General features: G+C 56.0%; 16 protein-coding genes and 2 pseudogenes. 6 read left to right on the plus strand and 12 right to left on the minus strand.

Annotation, left to right across the window (positions count from 1 at the left end; translation table 11 throughout):
* On the minus strand, positions 1–855 hold an 855-nt coding region (locus AC1RQ9_RS16575), incomplete at its 3' end, for an MFS transporter (RefSeq protein WP_485987877.1).
* A 72-nt stretch (positions 856–927) separates the two neighbouring features.
* Entirely contained in the window at positions 928–1185 is a 258-nt protein-coding gene (locus AC1RQ9_RS16580; protein WP_053323800.1) for a TonB-dependent receptor, read from the minus strand.
* Positions 1186–1557: 372 nt separating this feature from the next.
* On the opposite strand from AC1RQ9_RS16580, the gene AC1RQ9_RS16585 reads away from it, so the two are divergent.
* Both AC1RQ9_RS16585 and AC1RQ9_RS16590 read left to right on the plus strand, forming a co-directional pair.
* On the plus strand, positions 1558–2388 hold the full coding sequence (locus tag AC1RQ9_RS16585) for an IS5-like element IS1032 family transposase (RefSeq protein WP_011253091.1): 831 nt from the start codon (positions 1558–1560) through the stop codon (positions 2386–2388).
* Between the two features lie 10 nt (positions 2389–2398).
* Positions 2399–3859: pseudogene (locus AC1RQ9_RS16590) on the plus strand (ISL3 family transposase); the annotation flags it as partial.
* 32 nt (positions 3860–3891) lie between these two features.
* Here the strand turns inward: AC1RQ9_RS16590 and AC1RQ9_RS16595 are convergent.
* A pseudogene (locus AC1RQ9_RS16595) lies at positions 3892–5907 on the minus strand (TonB-dependent receptor); the annotation flags it as partial.
* Between AC1RQ9_RS16595 and AC1RQ9_RS16600 the strand changes: the two are divergent.
* The 4 genes from AC1RQ9_RS16600 to AC1RQ9_RS16615 all read left to right on the plus strand — a co-directional run bounded on the left by AC1RQ9_RS16600 (position 5809) and on the right by AC1RQ9_RS16615 (position 9633).
* Positions 5809–6120: a hypothetical protein gene (locus AC1RQ9_RS16600; protein ID WP_161804135.1), complete on the plus strand. Its 312-nt coding sequence runs from the start codon at positions 5809–5811 to the stop codon at positions 6118–6120. The pseudogene AC1RQ9_RS16595 and the gene AC1RQ9_RS16600 overlap by 99 nt on opposite strands.
* Before the next feature lie 166 nt (positions 6121–6286).
* Positions 6287–7699: an amidohydrolase gene (locus AC1RQ9_RS16605; protein ID WP_217420221.1), complete on the plus strand. Its 1413-nt coding sequence runs from the start codon at positions 6287–6289 to the stop codon at positions 7697–7699.
* Positions 7700–7757: 58 nt separating this feature from the next.
* Positions 7758–8654: a LysR family transcriptional regulator gene (locus tag AC1RQ9_RS16610; RefSeq protein WP_053323803.1), complete on the plus strand. Its 897-nt coding sequence runs from the start codon at positions 7758–7760 to the stop codon at positions 8652–8654.
* A 97-nt stretch (positions 8655–8751) separates the two neighbouring features.
* Positions 8752–9633, plus strand: a complete 882-nt coding sequence (locus AC1RQ9_RS16615) for a LysR family transcriptional regulator (protein WP_217420220.1) — start codon at positions 8752–8754, stop codon at positions 9631–9633.
* A 335-nt stretch (positions 9634–9968) separates the two neighbouring features.
* Here AC1RQ9_RS16615 and AC1RQ9_RS16620 read toward each other — a convergent pair whose 3' ends face one another.
* From AC1RQ9_RS16620 to AC1RQ9_RS16660, 9 genes are all read right to left on the minus strand, one after another.
* Entirely contained in the window at positions 9969–10421 is a 453-nt protein-coding gene (locus AC1RQ9_RS16620) for an acetyl-CoA carboxylase biotin carboxyl carrier protein (RefSeq protein ID WP_217420219.1), read from the minus strand.
* Positions 10408–11784: an acetyl-CoA carboxylase biotin carboxylase subunit gene (gene accC, locus AC1RQ9_RS16625; RefSeq protein WP_053323806.1), complete on the minus strand. Its 1377-nt coding sequence runs from the start codon at positions 11782–11784 to the stop codon at positions 10408–10410. The genes AC1RQ9_RS16620 and accC overlap by 14 nt, the downstream gene beginning before the upstream one ends.
* On the minus strand, positions 11771–12217 hold the full coding sequence (locus AC1RQ9_RS16630; RefSeq protein WP_235450556.1) for an acetyl-CoA carboxylase biotin carboxyl carrier protein: 447 nt from the start codon (positions 12215–12217) through the stop codon (positions 11771–11773). Before AC1RQ9_RS16630 ends, accC begins: the two co-directional genes overlap by 14 nt.
* Positions 12218–12245: 28 nt before the next feature.
* On the minus strand, positions 12246–13019 hold the full coding sequence (locus AC1RQ9_RS16635; RefSeq protein WP_053323807.1) for a LamB/YcsF family protein: 774 nt from the start codon (positions 13017–13019) through the stop codon (positions 12246–12248).
* A gap of 10 nt (positions 13020–13029) precedes the next feature.
* Positions 13030–13995 (minus strand): 5-oxoprolinase subunit C family protein, encoded by a 966-nt coding sequence (locus tag AC1RQ9_RS16640; RefSeq protein WP_053323808.1) that lies wholly within the window; start codon positions 13993–13995, stop codon positions 13030–13032.
* Positions 13992–14645, minus strand: a complete 654-nt coding sequence (pxpB, locus tag AC1RQ9_RS16645) for a 5-oxoprolinase subunit PxpB (protein ID WP_420605129.1) — start codon at positions 14643–14645, stop codon at positions 13992–13994. The genes AC1RQ9_RS16640 and pxpB overlap by 4 nt, the downstream gene beginning before the upstream one ends.
* On the minus strand, positions 14642–15919 hold the full coding sequence (locus AC1RQ9_RS16650) for an MFS transporter (protein ID WP_367651114.1): 1278 nt from the start codon (positions 15917–15919) through the stop codon (positions 14642–14644). The genes pxpB and AC1RQ9_RS16650 overlap by 4 nt, the downstream gene beginning before the upstream one ends.
* Positions 15920–15953: 34 nt before the next feature.
* Positions 15954–18422, minus strand: a complete 2469-nt coding sequence (locus AC1RQ9_RS16655; RefSeq protein WP_053323811.1) for a TonB-dependent receptor plug domain-containing protein — start codon at positions 18420–18422, stop codon at positions 15954–15956.
* A gap of 468 nt (positions 18423–18890) precedes the next feature.
* On the minus strand, positions 18891–20087 hold the full coding sequence (locus AC1RQ9_RS16660) for an MFS transporter (protein WP_082267051.1): 1197 nt from the start codon (positions 20085–20087) through the stop codon (positions 18891–18893).
* Positions 20088–20156 lie beyond the last annotated feature (69 nt).

Below are 20156 nucleotides of genomic sequence, written 5' to 3' on the forward strand. Positions count from 1 at the left end.
GTGAATCACATTTTTAACCCGATGGGTACCCCGTGAGTCAGACCAAACAATGGTTGGTATAAGGGAGGGCATCCAGAAATTCAGCATGTACATTCCGGCCATCAGCGCGAAAAAGCCCAGCGACAGCATATAGATCGCCGGATCGCGCACAACGGCGGAAAACGTGCCGTGACGCACGTTCTTACGCACGCTCCACCCCTCGATTACCGTGCGTTCCTGTGATGAAAGCCATTTTGCTTCCTGTGGCGTGGAAGGCAGGACAAATACAATGATGAAACCAAGCAGAACGGACGGCAGCCCTTCCATAACGAACATCCACCGCCAGCCCGCAAGGCCGCCCACCTGATCAAAATGCGTCAGCAGCCACCCCGATACCGGACCGATCATGATCCCGGCGAGTGGTAGCGAAAGCTGGTGCCAGAAAATGACGCCCGACATCCGTTCAGCCGGATACCAGCGCGCCAGGTAATAGGTGCAGGTGGGTGCGAAACCGGCCTCGAACACGCCAAGCAGGAAACGCAGGATATAGAAGCTCTGCCGGTCATGGATGAAACCGGTCGCAGCCGATGTCACCCCCCACAGGACCATGATGCGGGCGAATGTTTTCGGCGCCCCGACTTTCGATGCCAGCAGGCTGACCGGTATTTCAAACAGGACCAGACCGATAAAGAAGACACCAGCGGCAAAACCGAACTGTGCTGCCGTCAGCCCGACATCCTGCGAAATATGGGCCCGCGCGAAACCCAGATTGGTGCGATCTATGCTGTCCATCAGATAGATCACGATAATCCAGGACATGATGCGCCAGTTCAGGCGGTGATACAGTCGTGTCTGGATATCTTGCATTGGCTTCATCCCATTTTTCCGGCCTGCGGTCCCCTGATCAAGGTGAGAACCGCAGGCGGCTTTCAGGTCATTGCGCGATGATCAGAAGTTGTAGGCGAAGCGGCCACCGACAAACCGGGGCTGGCCGGAAATACCCATGTTGACCGTTGTCGCAAGCGTCCGGCTGACGATGTAGTCACGGTTGAGGATATTCGTGGCGTAGGCCGTGACCGACCACGGTCCCTTGACCGGACGGAAGGTCACGCTGCCGTTCATCAGGAAATAGGACGGCAGCAGGTAGCCTCCGGTGCCGCGCGGCACGGTATCCTGCGCGCCACGGTATGAATAATCACCTTCCATGCGGATGACGTACCTGCGGAATACGGGTCATGTTTCATACGAAATGGGTTCTTCCGCACTTTTCGTGATGGGTATCTTGTACTGTGCTTCTGGAACTGGGAAATCCTGAAAGTCGCCCACTTTCATGGATATTCCCCAGTGTCACGCCTTCGGATCCCGGATCTTCCCCGTTCCCTCGTCGTTCGTCGTGTTGTTGCACTGGACAACAGAGTGGAGATCGAAGTCGGTCTGCGCAAGCGGAGTGTACTGTGTCCGGACTGTCAGTGCCCGACACAACGCGTTCACAGCTTCTATCAGTGTCTGACCGAAAATGAGTTGAGTGATTTCAGCGGGTTATGATTCATGGGTTTGCGATAACCTGATGAGATCAAGATGGCCTGGACTGAAATCACCCGAGCGCAGTATCAAAGGGACGACCTGGAATATGCAAGCGACCTGCGCGATGCGGAGTGGGCGCTGATTGCGCCGCTGATGCCCGAGAAGAAACGGCTGGGCAGACCACGACGTACGGATTTGCGCCGGGTCATGGAGGCGATCCTCTATATCGTCACGACCGGCTGCCAATGGCGGCAGTTGCCCCGGCACTTTCCGGCCTTCACGACCGTACAGGGCTATTTCTACCGTTGGATCCGCGAGGGAAGATGGGAAGCCATGAACCATATTCTCGTGATCCTGTCGCGTGAGCAGGACGGGCGAGACGCCACGCCTTCAGTGGGCATTATCGACAGCCAGTCGGTTAAAACCGCTGAAAATGGCGGCCCACGCGGTTATGACGCGGGCAAGAAGATCAAGGGACGCAAGCGGCATATCGCGACCGACACGCTGGGTCATGTCGTGGCGGCTGTTGTACATCCCGCCGACATTCAGGATCGTGATGGTGCGCCGCTGGTAGCGACCAGAATACGCTCATTGTTTCCCTGGCTTCGCCATCTGATCGGTGACGGGGGATATGCTGGCGAGAAGTTGCGTGGTGCGCTGGCTGAACTCGGCCGATGGACGATCGAGATCGTCAAACGTAGCGATCGGGCCGAAGGCTTCGTCGTCCTGCCCAAACGCTGGATCGTGGAGCGTAGCTTTGCATGGCTCGGACGTTGCCGTCGCCTCACGAAGGATGTCGAGGCAACAATCTCGTCATCCCACGCGTGGTTGATGATTGCCCATATCCGCAGAGTTCTGCGAAAAATCAATCAAACCGCTTTCTGATTCAGGCTCTCAGAGAAAACTTGCGGATCTTCCATGGCAGGGCCGTCCGGCCACGCTGTTCGTTTCTGTACCACGCTTTTTCTGTCAGGCTGCGGTCTGTCCACGTCGGACCTTTGTGATGCCCCTTGACGGGATAACCGTGCGTCATGGCAGACAGACCACGCGTCTTACCGATCTTCATTATTATATCGCCCATACCCTGGGCGGTTCCGCTGGTGCACGAATGACCGTGCGCCTGTGTTGCCCCATCAGCCCGGACACTCTCATTCGCCGCCTCCTTTCCCGGGCACGGAACACCAGGAAAGACATGCCTCCTACACGCGTGGTAGGGGTGGATGACTGGGCATGGCGACGGGGACATCACTATGGAACGATTGTAGTCGATCTTGAGAAAAATGATGTCATTGACCTCCTGCCAGATCGGGAGGCTGCGACCTTGGCCCAATGGCTGCAGGCCCACCCCGGTGTTGAAATCATTGCCAGAGACCGTGCTGGTGCTTATGCAGATGGATGCCACAGAGGCGCGCCATCAGCTCTTCAGGTGACGGACCGCTGGCATCTGCTGAAGAACCTGTCAGAGGCTTTTGTCAGCATACTGGGCCGTTTCACGACAACAGTCAGAACCCTGACGCGACAACTCAGCGCATCAACGACATTGAGCGAAACGTCTGGAACAGTCAGGACACAACCAGAAGAAGCGCAGACGCTCATCAGGTCAGTCTCTGGGGAACGACGTGAAACTCTTTTCAATGAAGCTCTTGCCCTGAAAGCAGAAGGGCACAGTATTCAGGCTATCGCCACAACGATCGGAGTAGAGAGAAAAACCGTGCGGCGCTGGTTTCAGCGGGGCCATGCGCCAACATGGAAAAGAACGGTTCCGACACGCAGCATACTCGGGCCTTACATATCCCATCTGGAAAAGAGATGGGTCGAAGGATGTCGGAATATTCGCCAGCTATGGCGGGAACTCCTGGAGCAGGGGTTTACAGGAAAATATGGCACTGTCCGGAAATGGGTGACGACGCGACAGGGTATTTCCACGAAACCCGTTTCTTCCGCGTATGTCTCGCCCCCTCTGGGGCGCAAACTTGCACGCCTTCTTCTTGCAGATGATCCATTGTCTGCTGGACGACAGGACGGGCTACTTGTTCCTGCCCTTCTGGAAGCCGAACCGCAACTCGCTGTCACGCTCTGCTGGCTCAGGAAAATGCAGAACCTCCTCTGTAAAAAGGAGGACACCAGAAAGGAAGGCGAGCTGAAGGCCCTGCTGGAAGAAGGGAAAACGACGCTGCTATCGCGTTTGATTCCTGCGCTTGAACGGGATGCTGCTGCCATTGAAGCTTCTCTCGTCACACCATGGACAACCAGCCCGGTTGAAGGACAGATCAGCCGATTGAAAATGATCAAGCGAACCATGTTCGGAAGAGCAGGCTTCGAACTCCTCAGGGCTCGTGTCCTCCAGCCCGCATAATCAAAAACATCATCACGAAAAGTGCGGAAGAACCACGAAATGGTCCCGTTCAGCGTCAGCTTGGGAATGCCCATGTCGGCACCGTTATAGTTGTCATTAAACGCCTTCCATTCATTATGCGCGGCTTTGTATGCGCTGACCGCCTGCACGTTCAGTACCTGGAAATCATCATACGTACCGCGCTGGTAGCCCACGTTCTGCGTAAGTGTCAGACCACGGATCGGATTGGCGCTAATGGACAGTTCCGTGCCGAAAATGTGCGAGCGCGGCACATTCACATACGACCCGACAGTACCCCAGTTTGGAACCAGAATATACGAGAAGTACTGCTGATCATGATAGGAATCCCAGAACGCGGCGCCATTGATACGCAGGCGATGGTTGAAGAATTCGCTTTTGAACCCGACTTCATACGCCATCAGCCATTCCGGCTTGAAGCCTGCCGCCTGCTGTTCCGTCAGGGTGGTGTTGGCGGTAAAGCCCCCCGGCTTCACCCCACGGCGGATATCGGCATACAGCATCACATTGGGCTGGACCTGGTAGTTGATCCCGACCTTGCCCGAAAACTGGTTCGTCATGGTGCCATGGTTGGAAAATGTCTGGGTATAGGTCTTGGCCAATGTGGTGGGGTTGTAGCGATAGACGGCGTCATTGATGAACTGCCGGTCATCGGTCTGGTGTTCCAGACCGAAGGTCAGGCGGATCTTATGTGTCAGGCTATAGGTCAGGTTGACGAACTGCGCGAAATCCTGCTGCGGCTGTTCATGGGCACTGTTCTGAAAATAATCCTTGCCGGGACGATCAGTGTAATCGAACCAATTTTCACCCGATGCGCGCACACGATTATAATACATGCCGGCGACCCAGTGCAGACGGTCATTGAGCACATTGCCCGACAGGCGGATTTCCTGTGAAAAGACATTCATGCTGCCCGTCAGGTAACTGTCCCCCGAACGGTAGGCTTCGGCATCACGGTCAATATATTCATGTCGCTGCTGCTGCTGGAACGACGATACCGCGGTCAGGTGGCTCCACCCCAGATCACGGTCGAAATCAATATTGATACCCCACTGCACATCATTGTACGACGGCTTGCTTTTGGGGGAGATACCCAGCAGTTTCGCATATTGCGGGTTCAGGTTCCAGCCGGTGGCATAAATGTCGCGGTCACGTGGCAGGATATTGCTGTTATCCCCCAGAATGAAACCCGCATCCGCTTCCGACGAGTCCTGTGACCAGTTGCCCGTTATCTTGACATTCGTCTTGTCATCCGGCTGCCAGGCCAGCTTGGCACGCAGGGCGCCCTCGTTTGCGCGCCCCAGCGATTCACCGTTTTCACGATTATAACGGAATGCGCCACCCTGCAGCATCTGCCCCGCGATACGGAACTGCAGACGCCTGGTGATCGGGGCGGAAACATAGAAATTGGTCTTGCTGCGGGCATAGCTGGCAATGTCTTCCGACACGCCATAATGCAGGGTCTTGGTCGGGTCATTGGTCGTGATCCGCACTTCACCGCCAGTATCGGCCAGCCCGTGCTCAAACCCCACCGGGCCCGGTTCGACGCCAATGGATGCCACATCGAACATCTGCCCTGAACTCATGGACGTAATAGTATAGGGCACGCCGTCGAAATAGGTCATGACAGACGACATGTTGTTCTGCGTATAATCCTGCATGCCGATGCCACGCAGATAATAATCCGGAACGTTGGAACCACCTTCGGTCTGGATAGTCAGGTTCGGGACAAGGTTCTGGATATCCTGAACGGTGGTGACATGATGCGTGACCAGTTCTTCCGCCGTCAGGTTGGTGATATTGCCTGCCTTGTGCTGATCCGCACCAAAAGCGAACGCGCGACGCCCGCGGGTGACCTTGATGACTTCAGGCGCAACATGGGTCTGCACCGATGCCGGAGACGCAGCATGTGATGCCACCGGTGCCTTGCCATGCTTTGCACCCTTTGCATCATCTGCCAGGGCCGCTTCGACCGGCATACACCCGGTATAGACGGACAACATAAGAAAGCTGCGAAACGCATGCTTCATAACCGATTTCTGTCGCTTCTGCTGGACCGCAAACATCGTGAACTCCTGTTCCATACCACCGACCAGGGCGACCAGATCGGAACACTCATGTTGCGTATTCAAAACATATTCTTTTCAAAACAAACAGACGGTACTTCTTGGTTCAAAAGATATCAAAACTATGCAATTCTTTTTTATCCCGAACAGAAACGGCAAAAAACTGCGTTTTTTTGACGGCTTCCCTCTTATCCATATCCACGAAACCACCATAAAAACCATTTTGTTGTAACCAATATCGTATATGATCGCATAGTCGGAACGAGATTTAACATTATTATAACGTAACGTTATGGCTGCCGCGGCAGTCGTCCCTTTCCTTCCTACGAACTGGTTCATGGCAATGCGTAATCTCGAAGACCTCAGCTTACATGTGGACGCTGCAGCACAGGCCGCCATCACATTGAGCGACGCCGTATGGGACACACCGGAACTGTGTTACGAGGAAACACGTTCATGTGCGCTGCATACCGCGATGCTGCATGAACAGGGTTTTGTCGTCACCCCGCCCCTGGCCGGTATCGCCACAGCGGTCATGGCTGAAAGCGGGCATGGCGGTCCAATCATTGCATTTCTGGGAGAATATGACGCTCTGCCCGACCTTGCCGCGCAGGCGGGTATCTGCCATCCCATCGCGACGGATAATGCCAACGGTCATGCATGCGGGCATAACCTTCTGGGTGCGGCATCACTTCTGGCTGCCACCGCTATCCGGCGCTGGCTTGCGACAAACAGGCTACCGGGACGGGTGCGCTATTATGGCTGCCCGGCGGAAGAAGGCGGGGCGGGCAAGGGCTTCATGGTCCGTGCAGGTGCGTTTAACGGGGTGGATGCTGCCATTTCATGGCATCCGACTGCCTTTTGTGGGGTGTTGCCCCCCACGTCGCTGGCCAATATGCGACTGGATTTTACCTTTTCCGGGCGATCTGCCCATGCAGCGGCCAGCCCGCATCTGGGACGTTCCGCGCTGGATGCGGTGGAACTGATGAACGTGGGCATCAACTATCTGCGCGAACATATGCTGCCGACATCACGCATTCATTATGCCTATATTAACGCCGGTGGCACCGCCCCGAATGTGGTCCAGTCCGAAGCCGTGGTGCGCTATTCCATTCGCACGGAAGAACTGGCTGACCTGTTCCCGCTGGTCGAACGTGTGCGGCAGGTAGCACGGGGTGCGGCGCTGATGACGGGCACGACTGTCAGTAGCCAGGTCACCGCCGGGGTTGCCAACCTGCTTGCCTGCCCGCCACTGGAAGAGATCATGCAGGACAGTTTCGAACAGCTTGGCCCCCCCGACTTCGATGCACGGGAACAGGCTTTTGCCCGACAGATTCAGGCGACCCTGTCACCTGACGACATGACTGCCGCCTTTGGGCAGATCGGCCTGAAACCACGCGACATCGCCTTGACCGATTTCATCCTGCCGCCGGCCAGTCCGTTTACCTTGAGTTCAACGGATGTGGGGGATGTCAGCTGGACCATTCCGACCGTTCAGGCGCTGGGTGCTACATGCACCATCGGTACTCCGTTACATTCCTGGCAGATGACGGCACAGGGCAAATCTGCCGTTGCACATCGTGGCATGATCCATGTCGCCAAAGCGATGGCAATGACCGCATCCCGCCTGTTCCTGTCACCTCAGGTGCTGGAGCGTGCCCGCGCAGATCACGCGCAACGTCTTCGTGAATGCCCCTATATCAGTCCGATCCCTGACGATACCCACCCACCAGTCCAGGCACGGGTCAGGCACTGATACCTGTGCTGAAAGACAGTTCAAATCGCCCACCACCGCGGAAAGAAAGGGACTTCCTGTGGACACGCGTTTTCTGGAAAGCTTTATCGCCATTGTGGAACGGGGTTCCATAGCTGATGCAGCCCGTCACCTTGGGCTGACGCCTGCAGCAGTCGCCCAGCGTATAAAGGCATTGGAAGACGAGATCAGACAGCCACTTCTGGTGCGCGCCGGACGCAGCGTAACGCCGACGGCCGCAGGACTGGGCATTATTGAAAAAAGCCGCCAGTTGATCCGCGGGGTGGAGGATCTGAAGGCCCTGGCCACGCATAACGAGTTTGCGGGCGAATTGAAACTTGGTGCAATTTCCACGGCCCTGACCGGCATCCTGCCCTTCATGCTGCGGAAGTTCCTGTTCGATTATCCAAAAATTGATCTGCATGTGACACCGGGCCAGTCAACAAAATTGTATCATGAAGTGGCCGAGGGGCAACTGGATGGCGCGATCATTGTCGAGCCACCATTTTCCATTCCCAAGACATGTGGCTGGAAACGCCTCCTGTCAGAACCAATGGTCGTACTGGTTTCCGAAGACTGCACCGAAACAGACCCCTTGAAAATCCTGAAGAAAAACATGTTCCTTCGTTATGACCGTAACCAGTGGGGTGGTCGGATAGCAGATGCCTATCTGCGTGAAACCCGGATTTTTCCAACACGACAACTGGAACTCGATTCACTTGAGGCCATTGCCCTGATGGTCAGCCAGAAGGTAGGCGTCTCCCTTGTTCCGGATTGGCTGAAGCCGTGGCCGGAAGGACTCAGAATCCGCAAGATCCCGCTACCCGATACGATGCTGCAACGTCACATTGGTGTATTGTGGCTACATGCTTCAACACATGCGAACCTGCTGCGACAGATCGTCCCGCTCCTGCAACCAAAAAATCTTAGCCCCGATCGGCATCCTGTCGTTTCATGACCATCCCGTCCAATATATATTCTTACATCATGACTCCCATATCAGACAGCCCTTCTCTGTTTCTGGTTTTTCAAGTTCGGGATTAGAGTAATCACCCATGGATACGCGCTTCCTCGAAAGCTTCCTGATTGTCGTGGAACAGGGGTCCATAGCGGCTGCAGCCCGGCAACTGGGCCTGACACCGGCAACCTTGGCACAGAGAATACATACATTGGAGCAGGAAATCGGCTGCAATCTGGTGCAACGCGACGGCCGCAGCGTTCAGCCAACCGAAAACGGACTGGCCATTCTGGAACAAAGTCGTGCCATCATTACCAGCGTGCAGGACCTATGTACGATTGCAACAAGCACGACACCTGTCGGGAAGCTGAACCTGGGTGCCATATCCAGTGCTGCAAACGGACTGCTTCCGCCATATCTGAAACTTTTTTTTGAATCTTTCCCCGGTATTGAACTTCATATTACGCCGGGTTCGTCCTCTGTCCTTCATAATGCGGTAATGGATGGTTTTATTGATGCTGCATTCATTGTAAAACCACCATTTGATATCCCAAGCACCTGTATATGGCAGACACTGCGTTCCGAACCACTGGTCGTCATCACATCGAAAAATGTCCAGGAAACTGACCCGCACGAAATCCTTCGTGATTATCCCTTTATCCGCTATGACCGCAATCAGTGGGGTGGTCGTCTGGCAAATGAATATCTTCGGCGCAACGGTATCTGGCCACATGAACGCCTCGAACTGGACTCCCTCGATGCCATCGTCAGCATTGTCAATCAAGGTACGGGCGTATCGCTTGTGCCTGACTGGGCATTACCGTGGCCTGACGGCATGCAACTGAAAAAGATATCATTGCCTGCTCCCGTTCCCTGCCGTAAAATCGGTTTTCTATTTCAACGTTATGCGCCCCGACGACGCCTGATCAACAATCTGCTGGAAATCCTGCTTACACTGCAGCCTGCCGAACAAGGCTGAACCGCTTTGCGTGGTCAGCCTTGTTCGGCAGGCTGCAATTTATCCTTACCTTATTTGTATTATATACATTGTATAATGACGTATGAGATAATTTTATATATTAATACTATACGCCATTCGCAATTTAACAGTTCACCGCGAGACAGATCTGCGGGAAGAACGCCGCGGCACAGCGGTCGTCCATGAGCCGCAAGTCTCACGCATGGGGTAAGAATGATTACAGAAATCCCCGTCTGTGCAGAGCCCGCATCGGCAATCTACCCGCTCCACCCATCGCTAATGAAATTTCAAATAAAGAAAAGTAAATTTACTGCATATATAATGAAAATAATAAGTTATAAAATATTGTTTCTTTTTCCGATAAGCATAATCGGTTGATGGTAGCCTATCACCGTTCCCTGTGTGACCTTGATTTCTCCCACATATCCTGCACACGGCGCCAGGACAGGATACAGGATGTGGTCGACACCTACAAATGCGACAATATCCCCCTCTCCTACGTCCTGACCGAGTTCAACCTCCGGCGCACTCCGTAGCGGATGGGCCAGCAGGGCAACACCCATGCAGAGACTACGGACCACCGTGCCAGAAGATGGGGCAATCGACGGTATCGACGCCATGCCGTCGGACGACGTCTCTGTCGCAACCGGAGCCATGCCAACTGGATTAAGACGCAGACGCAGTGCCATTGTGTCATCACGCACGTCCAGTTCCTGCATGCCATGGCGACGCATACGTGCGACCATATCCCACACAATATCCATCGGCATATCCTTATTTTGCATCATGACTACCGTCCTTTTTGCGCGTGTGGTCGCATTCTTCCAGATAATGAACCGATATGTCTCCTGCCCGGAAGCGCTCATCCTCCATCAGACGCAGATGCAGAGGGATGGTGGTGGGAATACCTTCGATTTCGGTCTCCCCCAGTGCGGCATGCATCTTGCTGATTGCCTCCTGACGTGAACGTCCACGCACGATGAGCTTGGCGATCAGGGAATCATAAGAACTCGGCACCACATAGCCGTCATATAGGTGGGTATCGATGCGCACGCCTTCCCCACCAGGAGGAAGCCAGTGCGTAACCTTGCCGGGGCCAGGCATGAAGGTATCGGGGTTTTCCGCGTTGATGCGGCATTCAATGGCATGGCCACCGCACCGTACATCAGACTGCGTGAAGGAAAGGGGTTCCCCCATTGCAACGCGGATCTGCTCACGCACGATATCGATGCCGGTGACCATCTCGGTCACCGGGTGCTCGACCTGAATACGCGTATTCATTTCAATGAAATAAAAAGCGCCGTCTTCATAGAGGAACTCAAATGTGCCTGCCCCCACATACCCGATCTGAGGGCACGTCGCCGCACAGAGCGCGCCAAGGCGCGTGATCTCATCCCGTGCAATGCCATGGGCGGGCGCTTCCTCGATCACCTTCTGGTGGCGGCGCTGCACGGAACAGTCACGATCACCCAGCCAGACGGCATGGCCATGCCGGTCGGCCATAACCTGTATTTCCACATGCCGAGGGTGGGTCAGGAAGCGTTCGGCATAAAGCGCACCGTTGCCAAAGGCGCGGATGGCTTCTTCCCGTGCGGTCTGGACGGCCTGTTCCAGCGTACCAGGTTCCTGCACGATCCGCATGCCACGTCCGCCCCCGCCCCCCGCGGCCTTGACAATAAGGGGATAGCCGATACGCGCGCACAGGGCACGGGTCTGCTCCATATCATCTGACAACGGACCATCGGACCCTGGCAAGCACGGCATGCCTGTTGCAATCATCGTGCGCTTGGCCTCGATCTTATCGCCCATGCGCTGCATGATGGTGGCGGAAGGCCCGATCAGCACCAGGCCAGCCTGTTCCACCGCGTGGGCGAAGGCCGGATTTTCCGACAGGAAGCCATAACCGGGGTGGATGGCATCGGCCTGTGTCAGACGGGCGGCCCGCAGTACCAGATCCCTATCCAGATAGCTTTGCGCGGCTGATGCCGGGCCGATGCAGATCGTGCGGTCACATAGGGACAGGTGGCGCAGGCTGGCATCGACCTCGGAATAGATGCCCACCGTACGCAGTCCCAGTTCCCGGCATGCCCGCACCACGCGCAGTGCAATCTCGCCCCTGTTGGCGATCAGGACCGTTTCAACCTTCCGCATGATCGATTCGCTCCACCCGGAACAGGGGCGTGCCGATCTCGACCGCTGTTCCGTTTTCACATAAAACCGCAACGATCCGGCATGGGAATTCCGCCTCCATCCGGTTCAGCATTTTCATCACTTCCAGAATGTAAAGTGGCGCCCCTTCGGTCACCTCGTCATTCACCGTCACAAAAGGCGCTTCCCCCGGGCCGGGACAGGTATAGAACTGCCCTGCCATCTGGGCCCTGATTTCAATTTGGGTTGGGAGAGGCATGTCGTTGGACGGCGTTCCTTCGTCCACCACAGGGGCGGGCGCGACAGACGCCAGCGCTTCAGTCGGCTCGCTTTCACGTACCAGCCGGATGCGTTCCCCGTTGCAGCTATAATCAAGCTCGATTACGCCCTCGGCGCGCATGCGCGCCATCAGGGCTTCAATCAGTGCGGTATTCACATATCCATCCTTGCATATGATAGCAGGCCTATACCTGCACGCCTGTGCCGTGGCGGATCGTAAAACCCGCCTCTTCCAGTTGAGTGCGGACCTTGCGCGCGATGTCGACCGCTTCCGCGTTGTCGCCATGCACGCATATGCTATCGATGCGGGTCGGCAACAGGCGGCCGGAAACCGTCTCGATCGCGCCTGCCTGTATCATCCTGACCGCGCGCGTGGCGGCAAAATCGGCATCATGCAGGACAGCACCCTTTTCCTTGCGTGAGACGAGATGCCCGTCTTCCGTATAGGCACGATCGGCAAAAATTTCGGACAGGACCGTCATGCCGCGCTCACGCCCTATGGTTTCCAGATGGCTCAGCGCTATGGCCATAACTGGCAGGTCGGGAGCGACGGCCTTCAGGGCATTGAGAATGGCATGGGCGACCTCGGGATCCTTTTCCGTCAGGTTACCCAGAGCGCCGTGTGTTTTGACATAGGCGAGTTCATGCCCGGCATAGGCCGCCATGCTCCGTGCGGCCCCGACCTGATAGGCCACGATCCGTTCGATTTCAGGTAGGGAAAACGGTATGATCCGTCGCCCGAAACCCCACAGGTCGGGAAAACCCGGATGTGCCCCGATCGTGACGCCCTTGCGGCGGGCTTCGGCAAATGTATGGGCCATTGTATTAAAGTCACCACCATGAAATCCACAGGCTACATTGGCCGAAGATACGATGGAAAGCATCGCATCATCATTCCCGATCTGGTAATGCCCCCAGCCTTCACCAAGGTCGGCATTGATATCTATGAACCTGTTCATCCCGGTTTCCTTATATGTAAAAGGCCGCGACCTCTTGCTCCAGTTGATCCAGCATCGCGCGCTGTTGCCGCAGTGCCGCAATTGCCGTGTCACGCCCTACCTGTTCAAAGCGGACACGCCCCTGAATGGGTAGCTGCGCCAGCAGGTGCAGGTCTGCCTCGATGACCGTGCCGATCTTGGGGTATCCCCCGCAGGTATTGGCATCAAGCATCTGCACGATAGGCTGGCCGCTAGGGGGCACCTGTATGGTGCCTGGCACGATGCCGTGTGAAAACAGACTCAGTGGCCTGTGCATATGCAGTTCCGCACCTTCCAGCCGATAGCCCATGCGATTGGCGCTGCTGGAGAGGGTCCAATCCTCAGTCACGAACCGTTCACGGGACCGGAGTTGGAACTCATCATATTCCGCAGCGGGCAGGAACCGGACCGTCACGCTGTCCTGCTGCGGCAGGAGCGTGTAGCCTGGACCGGCCCCGATACCACCGACAGGCAATGCCGCCTCAGTCCGTCCTGCAGGAAAGGTTGCGATCCTGTCGCCCCGCTTCAGTCCTCGCCCGTCAAGGCCGCCAAAGCCCCCCTTTATATCAGTTGCCCGCGCCCCCAGCACACACGGCACATCCAGTCCGCCCGCTATCGTGACATAACTCCGGCATCCGCTGCGTGGAGACGTCAACGTCAGCACCTGCCCAGCCCTGACACTCACCACCCACCATGGGGGAACGGGCCTGCCATCCAACGTCGCGTTGCAGTCAGCCCCGGTCACGGCACAGATGGTGTCGATCTCGAAACGCAGACGGAAGGGATAGAATACGACTTCGATCCCCGCAGCATTACGGGCATTGCCCACCAGTATGTTGCCTGCCGCCAGAGCCATGCCATCCATGGCTCCACCGATCGACACCCCTAGTGTCAGGGCATGTGTGCGACCCGCATCCTGAATGGAATTGAGCTGCGCACTGGTCAGGATTTCGATCATGCAGGGCAGTCCTTGCGGCTGTCATGAAAACGCACGATATCGCCCAGATGAAGCAGGAGCGGATCCTGCCGGTGGGGGGAAAACATATCCAGTTTCGTACGTCCCATAATGTGCCACCCAGAGGGCGCGGCACAGGGCATGATCCCCGCATGGCCACCACCGATTACGACCGCGCCCTGCTCAACCTTAAGCCGCGGTGAATGCCGGCGGGGTATGGCGAGGCGACTGTCCAGACCGGTCAGGTACACAAAGCCAGGCATGGCCCCGATTGCGGCAACGCGATAGGTTCCCGAAGCATGCAGGGCAATCACTTCATCTTCCGTCAGACCAGTCCGCGACGCGATTTCGGGCAGATCCTCACCAAAGGTTCCTCCATAATCCACCCTGACATCTATAACGGCAGGAGGCGTATCATCAGCGACGGCCTCGGCCCACAGGATGCCGAGCTTCTGGCTGACCTTCTCCCCGTCGGTCACGAGTGGATCGAAGGTAACCAGCAGGTTGTTCACCCCCGGTACGGCCTGCGTGCACCATTCACTCGCACCAAGCGTGCGGGCCATGGCCCATATACGCGCCTGCACGGCTTCATCAAAGGCGCCTTCAGCCATATCCAGTAACAGGCCGCCCGTGCCTGCCATGCTTATTTTCAAGATCCAGCTCCCTGCTGCACTTCGTTGCCTGCGCGGTCACGGCCTGCCGCTGCATGGAACATCTGCCTTGGTCCCAGCCATGCCGTCAGTGCACCAGCCAGCACAATGCAGGCCGTAACATAAAAAACCGCATGGAAATTACCAGTCGCCGCGACAAGATAGCCCGTCGCGACCGGGGCAAGGATGCCGATCCCGTTGCTGAAGGTCAGCATGAACCCTGTAACGGACCCCAGGTAGTGCCGCTCGACCAGCAGTTCGGCCAGTAGCGCCATATTTGTCCCGAGTGCTGCAATGATCGCCCCCATGGCAAGAGACAGAACCCCCATGATTTCCAGCGCCGTGGTGCACAACGGCAGCGCGGCCACAACCATCACCAGTGACAGGAAAAACGCGACGACACGCCGTCTTGCGCCGATCCCGTTCCCCGAACGCGCCAGCACCCATTCCCCCGCCCTGCTGCCTGCCATCGAAAGACAGGCTGCGGCAAGATAGCAGATGGCCGTATTGGCGCCGGAATGGAGCAGATCCATATGCAGGGTGCTCACCAGATAGGTCGGCACCCATGTCATCATGAGAAAATTGGCATAATTGCCCGTACACTGGGCACCTACCACACACCAGAAGGAACGGCTGCGCAACAGTGGACGCAAGGATAGACCCATCCCTCCCGACACACCGCCGGCCAATGTGGACGATCGATCATGGGCAGGATAGGCCACAAACCATGCGGCAGCCCACAGGCATCCCACGACACCGAGCACGACAAACGCCACGCGCCAGCCATATTGCATGATAAGCCAAGCCCCCACCGCAGCCCCTGCGGCCAGGCCGATCTGGATACCGCATGTGAAAGCCGTCATCATTATGCTGCGCTCTTGTACCGGGGACCAGGCATCGACCACCTTGTTGCCGAGGGAAAACGTCGCGGCTTCCCCCGCGCCCAGCAGGACACGGGCGATGAGGAACTGCACCAGCGTGCCCGACAGCGCCCCGAGGATCATGGCGACAGACCACAGCACGACGGAAAACATGCCCACCACCCGGGGACCGAACCGGTCAAGCAGAAGGGCGGCAGGCAGGTTGAGGATGAAATACGACCACAGGAAACTGGATAGCACCCACCCCACCTGTGTCGTGGACAGACCGAATTCCTGACCGATCAGAGGCATGCCCGCGGCCAGCACCGCCCGGTCGCCATAACCGATAACACACATCAGGACCGTCATGGCGTAAATGACAAAACGGTAGCCTGGAACCACGGAGGAATTATGCACGGACTGCTTCATTACGAAATGGAAACCCCAGATATCAGAAATTGAGCGCCGTCTTGACGTAGTACATACCGCCGTTGAAACCGTAAGGTGAATAGAAGGGATATTTGTATGCCCCAAACAGCGGCCCGGAAATGGAGGACGGCACCCGTGTCGGATATTTGTTGCCAAGATTATTCGCCCCGACCGCGACTGACCACTTCGGCAGGACCTGATAACTGACCTCCATATTGGTCAGGAACGCGGGGTTGACCTGCATAGGGACCGAAGTCGGGCTGGCGAGGAAAGTCATGGAGCCATAGCGCATTTCCTGCACGAAGACCGACCATTTGCCATATTTCCAGTTAACGCTCAGGCTCTCGCGGTTCTTAGGGGCGGAATGCAGCATCATTTCTTCCGCATAATTATTAAAGGTGGACAGCCCGTGGCTGGCCAGTACGGACGGTGTTGCATTGTAGCTGCGTATTTCGTTATCCGAGAAGTTAAACCCCATGGCGAAACGGAAGGTGCCGTAACGGGGTGTATGCAGCGTGTAGTCGGCATTGAAATCGCCGCCGAATGTCTGCGTATTGACGGGATTGGTATAGTACGAAGCATAAGTCACGCCACTCAGCCCTGACTGCGCCAGTGCCTCCGCCACGTAACTGCCGCCAAGGGTCGTCGTACTGGCCAGTCGGTCGTTGATGGCAATGTAGTACAGATTTCCGGTCAGATGGAAATTGTCCACCGGGGTTGCATCCACGCCAATGCTGTAATTGCGCGAATATTCGCCTTTCATGTTGCCACCACCGAGTGCACGGGTTGCCGCACTGTTAGCAGGTAGCTGATCGATCGAATATCCGGCGAAGGGTGCGTTGTAAAAATAATACATTTCCGCCAGCGTGGGGGGACGGTAGCCAGTATTGATGCTGGCCCGGATGGCCCAGCGTTTGTTGAAATTGTAGCGCGTCCCGATGGAGCCGGTCTGCACTGTTGCCAGGTTGTTGTAGCTGACCGAGCGTCCGCCAAGGGTCCATTCCCATTTGTTGGTGACCCAGAAATCAAGATTTATGGAACCGTCGAATACGTCACGGTTCTGGTTGGTTACCGCGGCCGGCACGTTACCAGCATGATCGGTTGCCCCACGTCCGTAATAGGATAGCGGGTCGCCACCCGTCATCTGGAATGTATCGTGACGGTATTCCCCGCCAAAGCGAAGGTTGAGCGGCTTTGGCAGGAAGCCGGTATCGAACGAGCGCGAACCGCGCAGGCCTGCCGTCAGCTCCGATGTAATGGCCTTGCCATCATAGAAATCGGTCGGACTGGCGTTGCCCAGGGAAACGTTGTCGGAATGAATTGTGGAATAGGTCTGATCGTCACGACCATAGGTTACATACGCATCCCATGCAAAACCAAATTTACGGGCCTTGATGCCATTGTCGGTTTCAAAATCATACTGATCCATCGCGATATAGGGCTGTGAACCATTGGGGTACAGATAGGGGTTTGTCAGGCTGTCCGCCTCACTGCGATAGGTTTCGGCCACATTGGAACGACGATGGGAGAAGGTCGATGTACTGTAAAAATTGATGTTTTCCGCCAGCGGGATCGACATGTTGGCGCTCATCGTCTCCAGCGTGGACTTGGGTATGCCCAACATGCGCTGCACATCCCGGTCCGCCGTGGCGTTGCGCTCAGGGTCGGTAAAGAGGGTACCCACGTAATCGCCCGTACGCGTGGTGGGAAGCTGGTGCGTAACCTGTGCCGCAAGATCAAGATAGCCGCCACGATGGCCCAGCGCCATGTTATAATCCGCTGATCCGTCCAGTGCCTGCCCGTCGCCCGCGTAATAGCCACTGTTCTTGAAATTGATGGAACCGCCATGCGTTGTATGCTTGAGGACGATGTTGACGGCGCCCGCCAGCGCGTCCTGCCCATACAGCGCCGTAGCACCTTCCGTGATCACCTCAATATGGTCAATGGCGGAAATGGGGATGAGGGAGATATCCGCCGGATCGGTACCCCAGTTCGGACCGGCATTAGCGTTGAAGTTCGCGCCAACATGCCGCCTGTGTCCGTTGACAAGAATAAGCGTGTCATCCGCCGATTGACCACGTAACTGCATGGTCTGTACAAAACCGTTATTACCCACGCCCGCCTGCGGCGGTGATGTAATGGCCGGGTTTGCCTGTGCCAGCGCCTGCATGACGTTGGTCTGACCGGTAGCAAGAAGCTCAGCCCCGCTGACGACCGTAACCTGTGTCGTACTATGCCGGGCGGTGGCGGGCGACAGGACCGAACTAGTGGACGTGCCGCTTACCTGGATTGTTTCAGGATGATCGGCTACCGCATGGTTGATTACCCGGGCGGCCGACTGTGTCCTGGTCGTGTGCTGGCTCCGCGTGGATGCGCTGCTGGACGGAATGGTGGAGGCCGTCTGGGCCTTCCCTGCCGCCACCAGGAGCATGGGCATGCCAAACGCCACACCTGCAAGCAGATACAGCCTATCTTTTCTCATTTTATCCATCTGTCGAAAATCCTTGCTGCAAAGAAACAATCATTTGCGCCCGTCTTTCGTAGTCCGCTCAGGAACCGGACAGCCTCTTATGGCCGTATAGTGGATGATTTATATATAAATTACACATGTTATGCGACGATAACAAAACGTTCCGAAATCGCAAATTCTTTTTGGTCTACTTTCTTTGTTTTTTTCTTATTTATTGAAATAAAACAATTTTTTGTTCATTCATATTGACATAAAGACCCCATTCTTTCCCTCATGCGTAAATCACAAGGATAGAAGAGTCCTGGCGTCATGCTGGCTGATGACAGAAAGCCAGCGAACTCATGTTCAATTTATATATGGAATATAAAGATAATGATACCGATTCCGAAACAACATAATTCCATCCCGAAGGGACGAAGCCATCGGATAATAAAAAAACCTTTCCCAACAATGACATGATATGATGCAAAAAAGAAACAGTCGTATTTTTTATGTCTCTGCAGCAGATTTCATGACGATTTCGGACCGGACAAGCCATACTGAAAGCAGCCCACCCAGAATCAGACCTGCCGCGCAGATATACCAGGTGGCATCGAAGCTATTCGTAGCAGCAACAATATATCCCGTCGCGATAGGGGCAATCATCCCCATGAAGTTACTGAAGGTCAGTGTAAGTCCGGTAACGGTACCAATCTTGTCATGCTCACGCAGCAGATCAGCCAGCAGCGCCATGTTCGCTCCATTGCCCGCAATCATGCTGCCTAACGAAAATGCGATCAGGGCCACCACTGCCGATGTTGCATGCACAAAAGGCAATAACCCGATCAGGGCCGCACACCCGAAAAAGACACATACGACAAGACGCCGTGCGGCGAGACCTGGATACCGGCGCACAATCCAGCGTTCACCCACCGCACCACAGACAATGGCAACAACAGCCGCAACTGCGTAACAGGCCGTGCCATTAAGCGCCGCATGCAGTACGTCTACATGAAGCTGCTTCATCAAAAACAGCGGCAACCATGACATAATCAGGAAATTCAGGTAGTTGCCGCAACACTGAGCAATAACAATGGCACAAAAAGAGCGGGAAAGGAAAAGCGAGCCCACTTCACGCACCCAAATCACGCCCCTGCCTGGCGCTTCCTGCCCGGCAGGAAGCACCCCCCGGCAGGCCACGACCCAGCCCGCCGCCCACACGAACCCCAGCGCACCCAGAATGATGAATTCCATTCGCCAGCCGAACCATCCGATCAGCCAGGCCCCCGCGATCGTTCCGCCAGCCAGCCCGGCCTGCATGCCACAAAGGATGACCGTCATGATGATACCGCGCTCTCCAACCCGGGCCCACTGTCGGACAATACTGCTGCCAAGGCTGAAGGTAGGGGCTTCACCAGCCCCCAGCATGATGCGTGTCAGGATGAACTGCAGTACATTGTGTGCGAAACCGCCCAGCATCATCGCGATAGACCAGAATCCTACCGCCAGCGTACCCACGATGCGAGTGCCGTACACATCCAGCATGATGGAAGATGGCAGGTTCAGTACGACATAAGAAAACAGGAAACTTGATGAAATCCACCCGATCTGCACGGGCGTAAGGACAAATTCCGTCTCGAGTGCCGGCATGGCAATGGAAAGAGCAGCCCGATCACCATAATTGATGACATACATGAGAAAGACCATGCCAAACAGCAGATACCTATAGGTGTCGGAACCAGTACGCTCTGCCCTATCGCCAACCGTGCCTCTAAG

Source organism: Komagataeibacter ossonobensis (assembly GCF_057359305.1).

Coding starts and splice junctions, on each gene's coding strand:
- AC1RQ9_RS16580 (WP_053323800.1), bottom strand. CDS start 1,185: ATGGAAGGTGATTATTCATACCGTGGCGCGCAGGATACCGTGCCGCGC.
- AC1RQ9_RS16585 (WP_011253091.1), top strand. CDS start 1,558: ATGGCCTGGACTGAAATCACCCGAGCGCAGTATCAAAGGGACGACCTG.
- AC1RQ9_RS16600 (WP_161804135.1), top strand. CDS start 5,809: ATGCTTTGCACCCTTTGCATCATCTGCCAGGGCCGCTTCGACCGGCAT.
- AC1RQ9_RS16605 (WP_217420221.1), top strand. CDS start 6,287: ATGCGTAATCTCGAAGACCTCAGCTTACATGTGGACGCTGCAGCACAG.
- AC1RQ9_RS16615 (WP_217420220.1), top strand. CDS start 8,752: ATGGATACGCGCTTCCTCGAAAGCTTCCTGATTGTCGTGGAACAGGGG.
- AC1RQ9_RS16620 (WP_217420219.1), bottom strand. CDS start 10,421: ATGATGCAAAATAAGGATATGCCGATGGATATTGTGTGGGATATGGTC.
- accC (WP_053323806.1), bottom strand. CDS start 11,784: ATGCGGAAGGTTGAAACGGTCCTGATCGCCAACAGGGGCGAGATTGCA.
- AC1RQ9_RS16635 (WP_053323807.1), bottom strand. CDS start 13,019: ATGAACAGGTTCATAGATATCAATGCCGACCTTGGTGAAGGCTGGGGG.
- AC1RQ9_RS16640 (WP_053323808.1), bottom strand. CDS start 13,995: ATGATCGAAATCCTGACCAGTGCGCAGCTCAATTCCATTCAGGATGCG.
- AC1RQ9_RS16655 (WP_053323811.1), bottom strand. CDS start 18,422: ATGGATAAAATGAGAAAAGATAGGCTGTATCTGCTTGCAGGTGTGGCG.
- AC1RQ9_RS16660 (WP_082267051.1), bottom strand. CDS start 20,087: ATGGTCTTTCTCATGTATGTCATCAATTATGGTGATCGGGCTGCTCTT.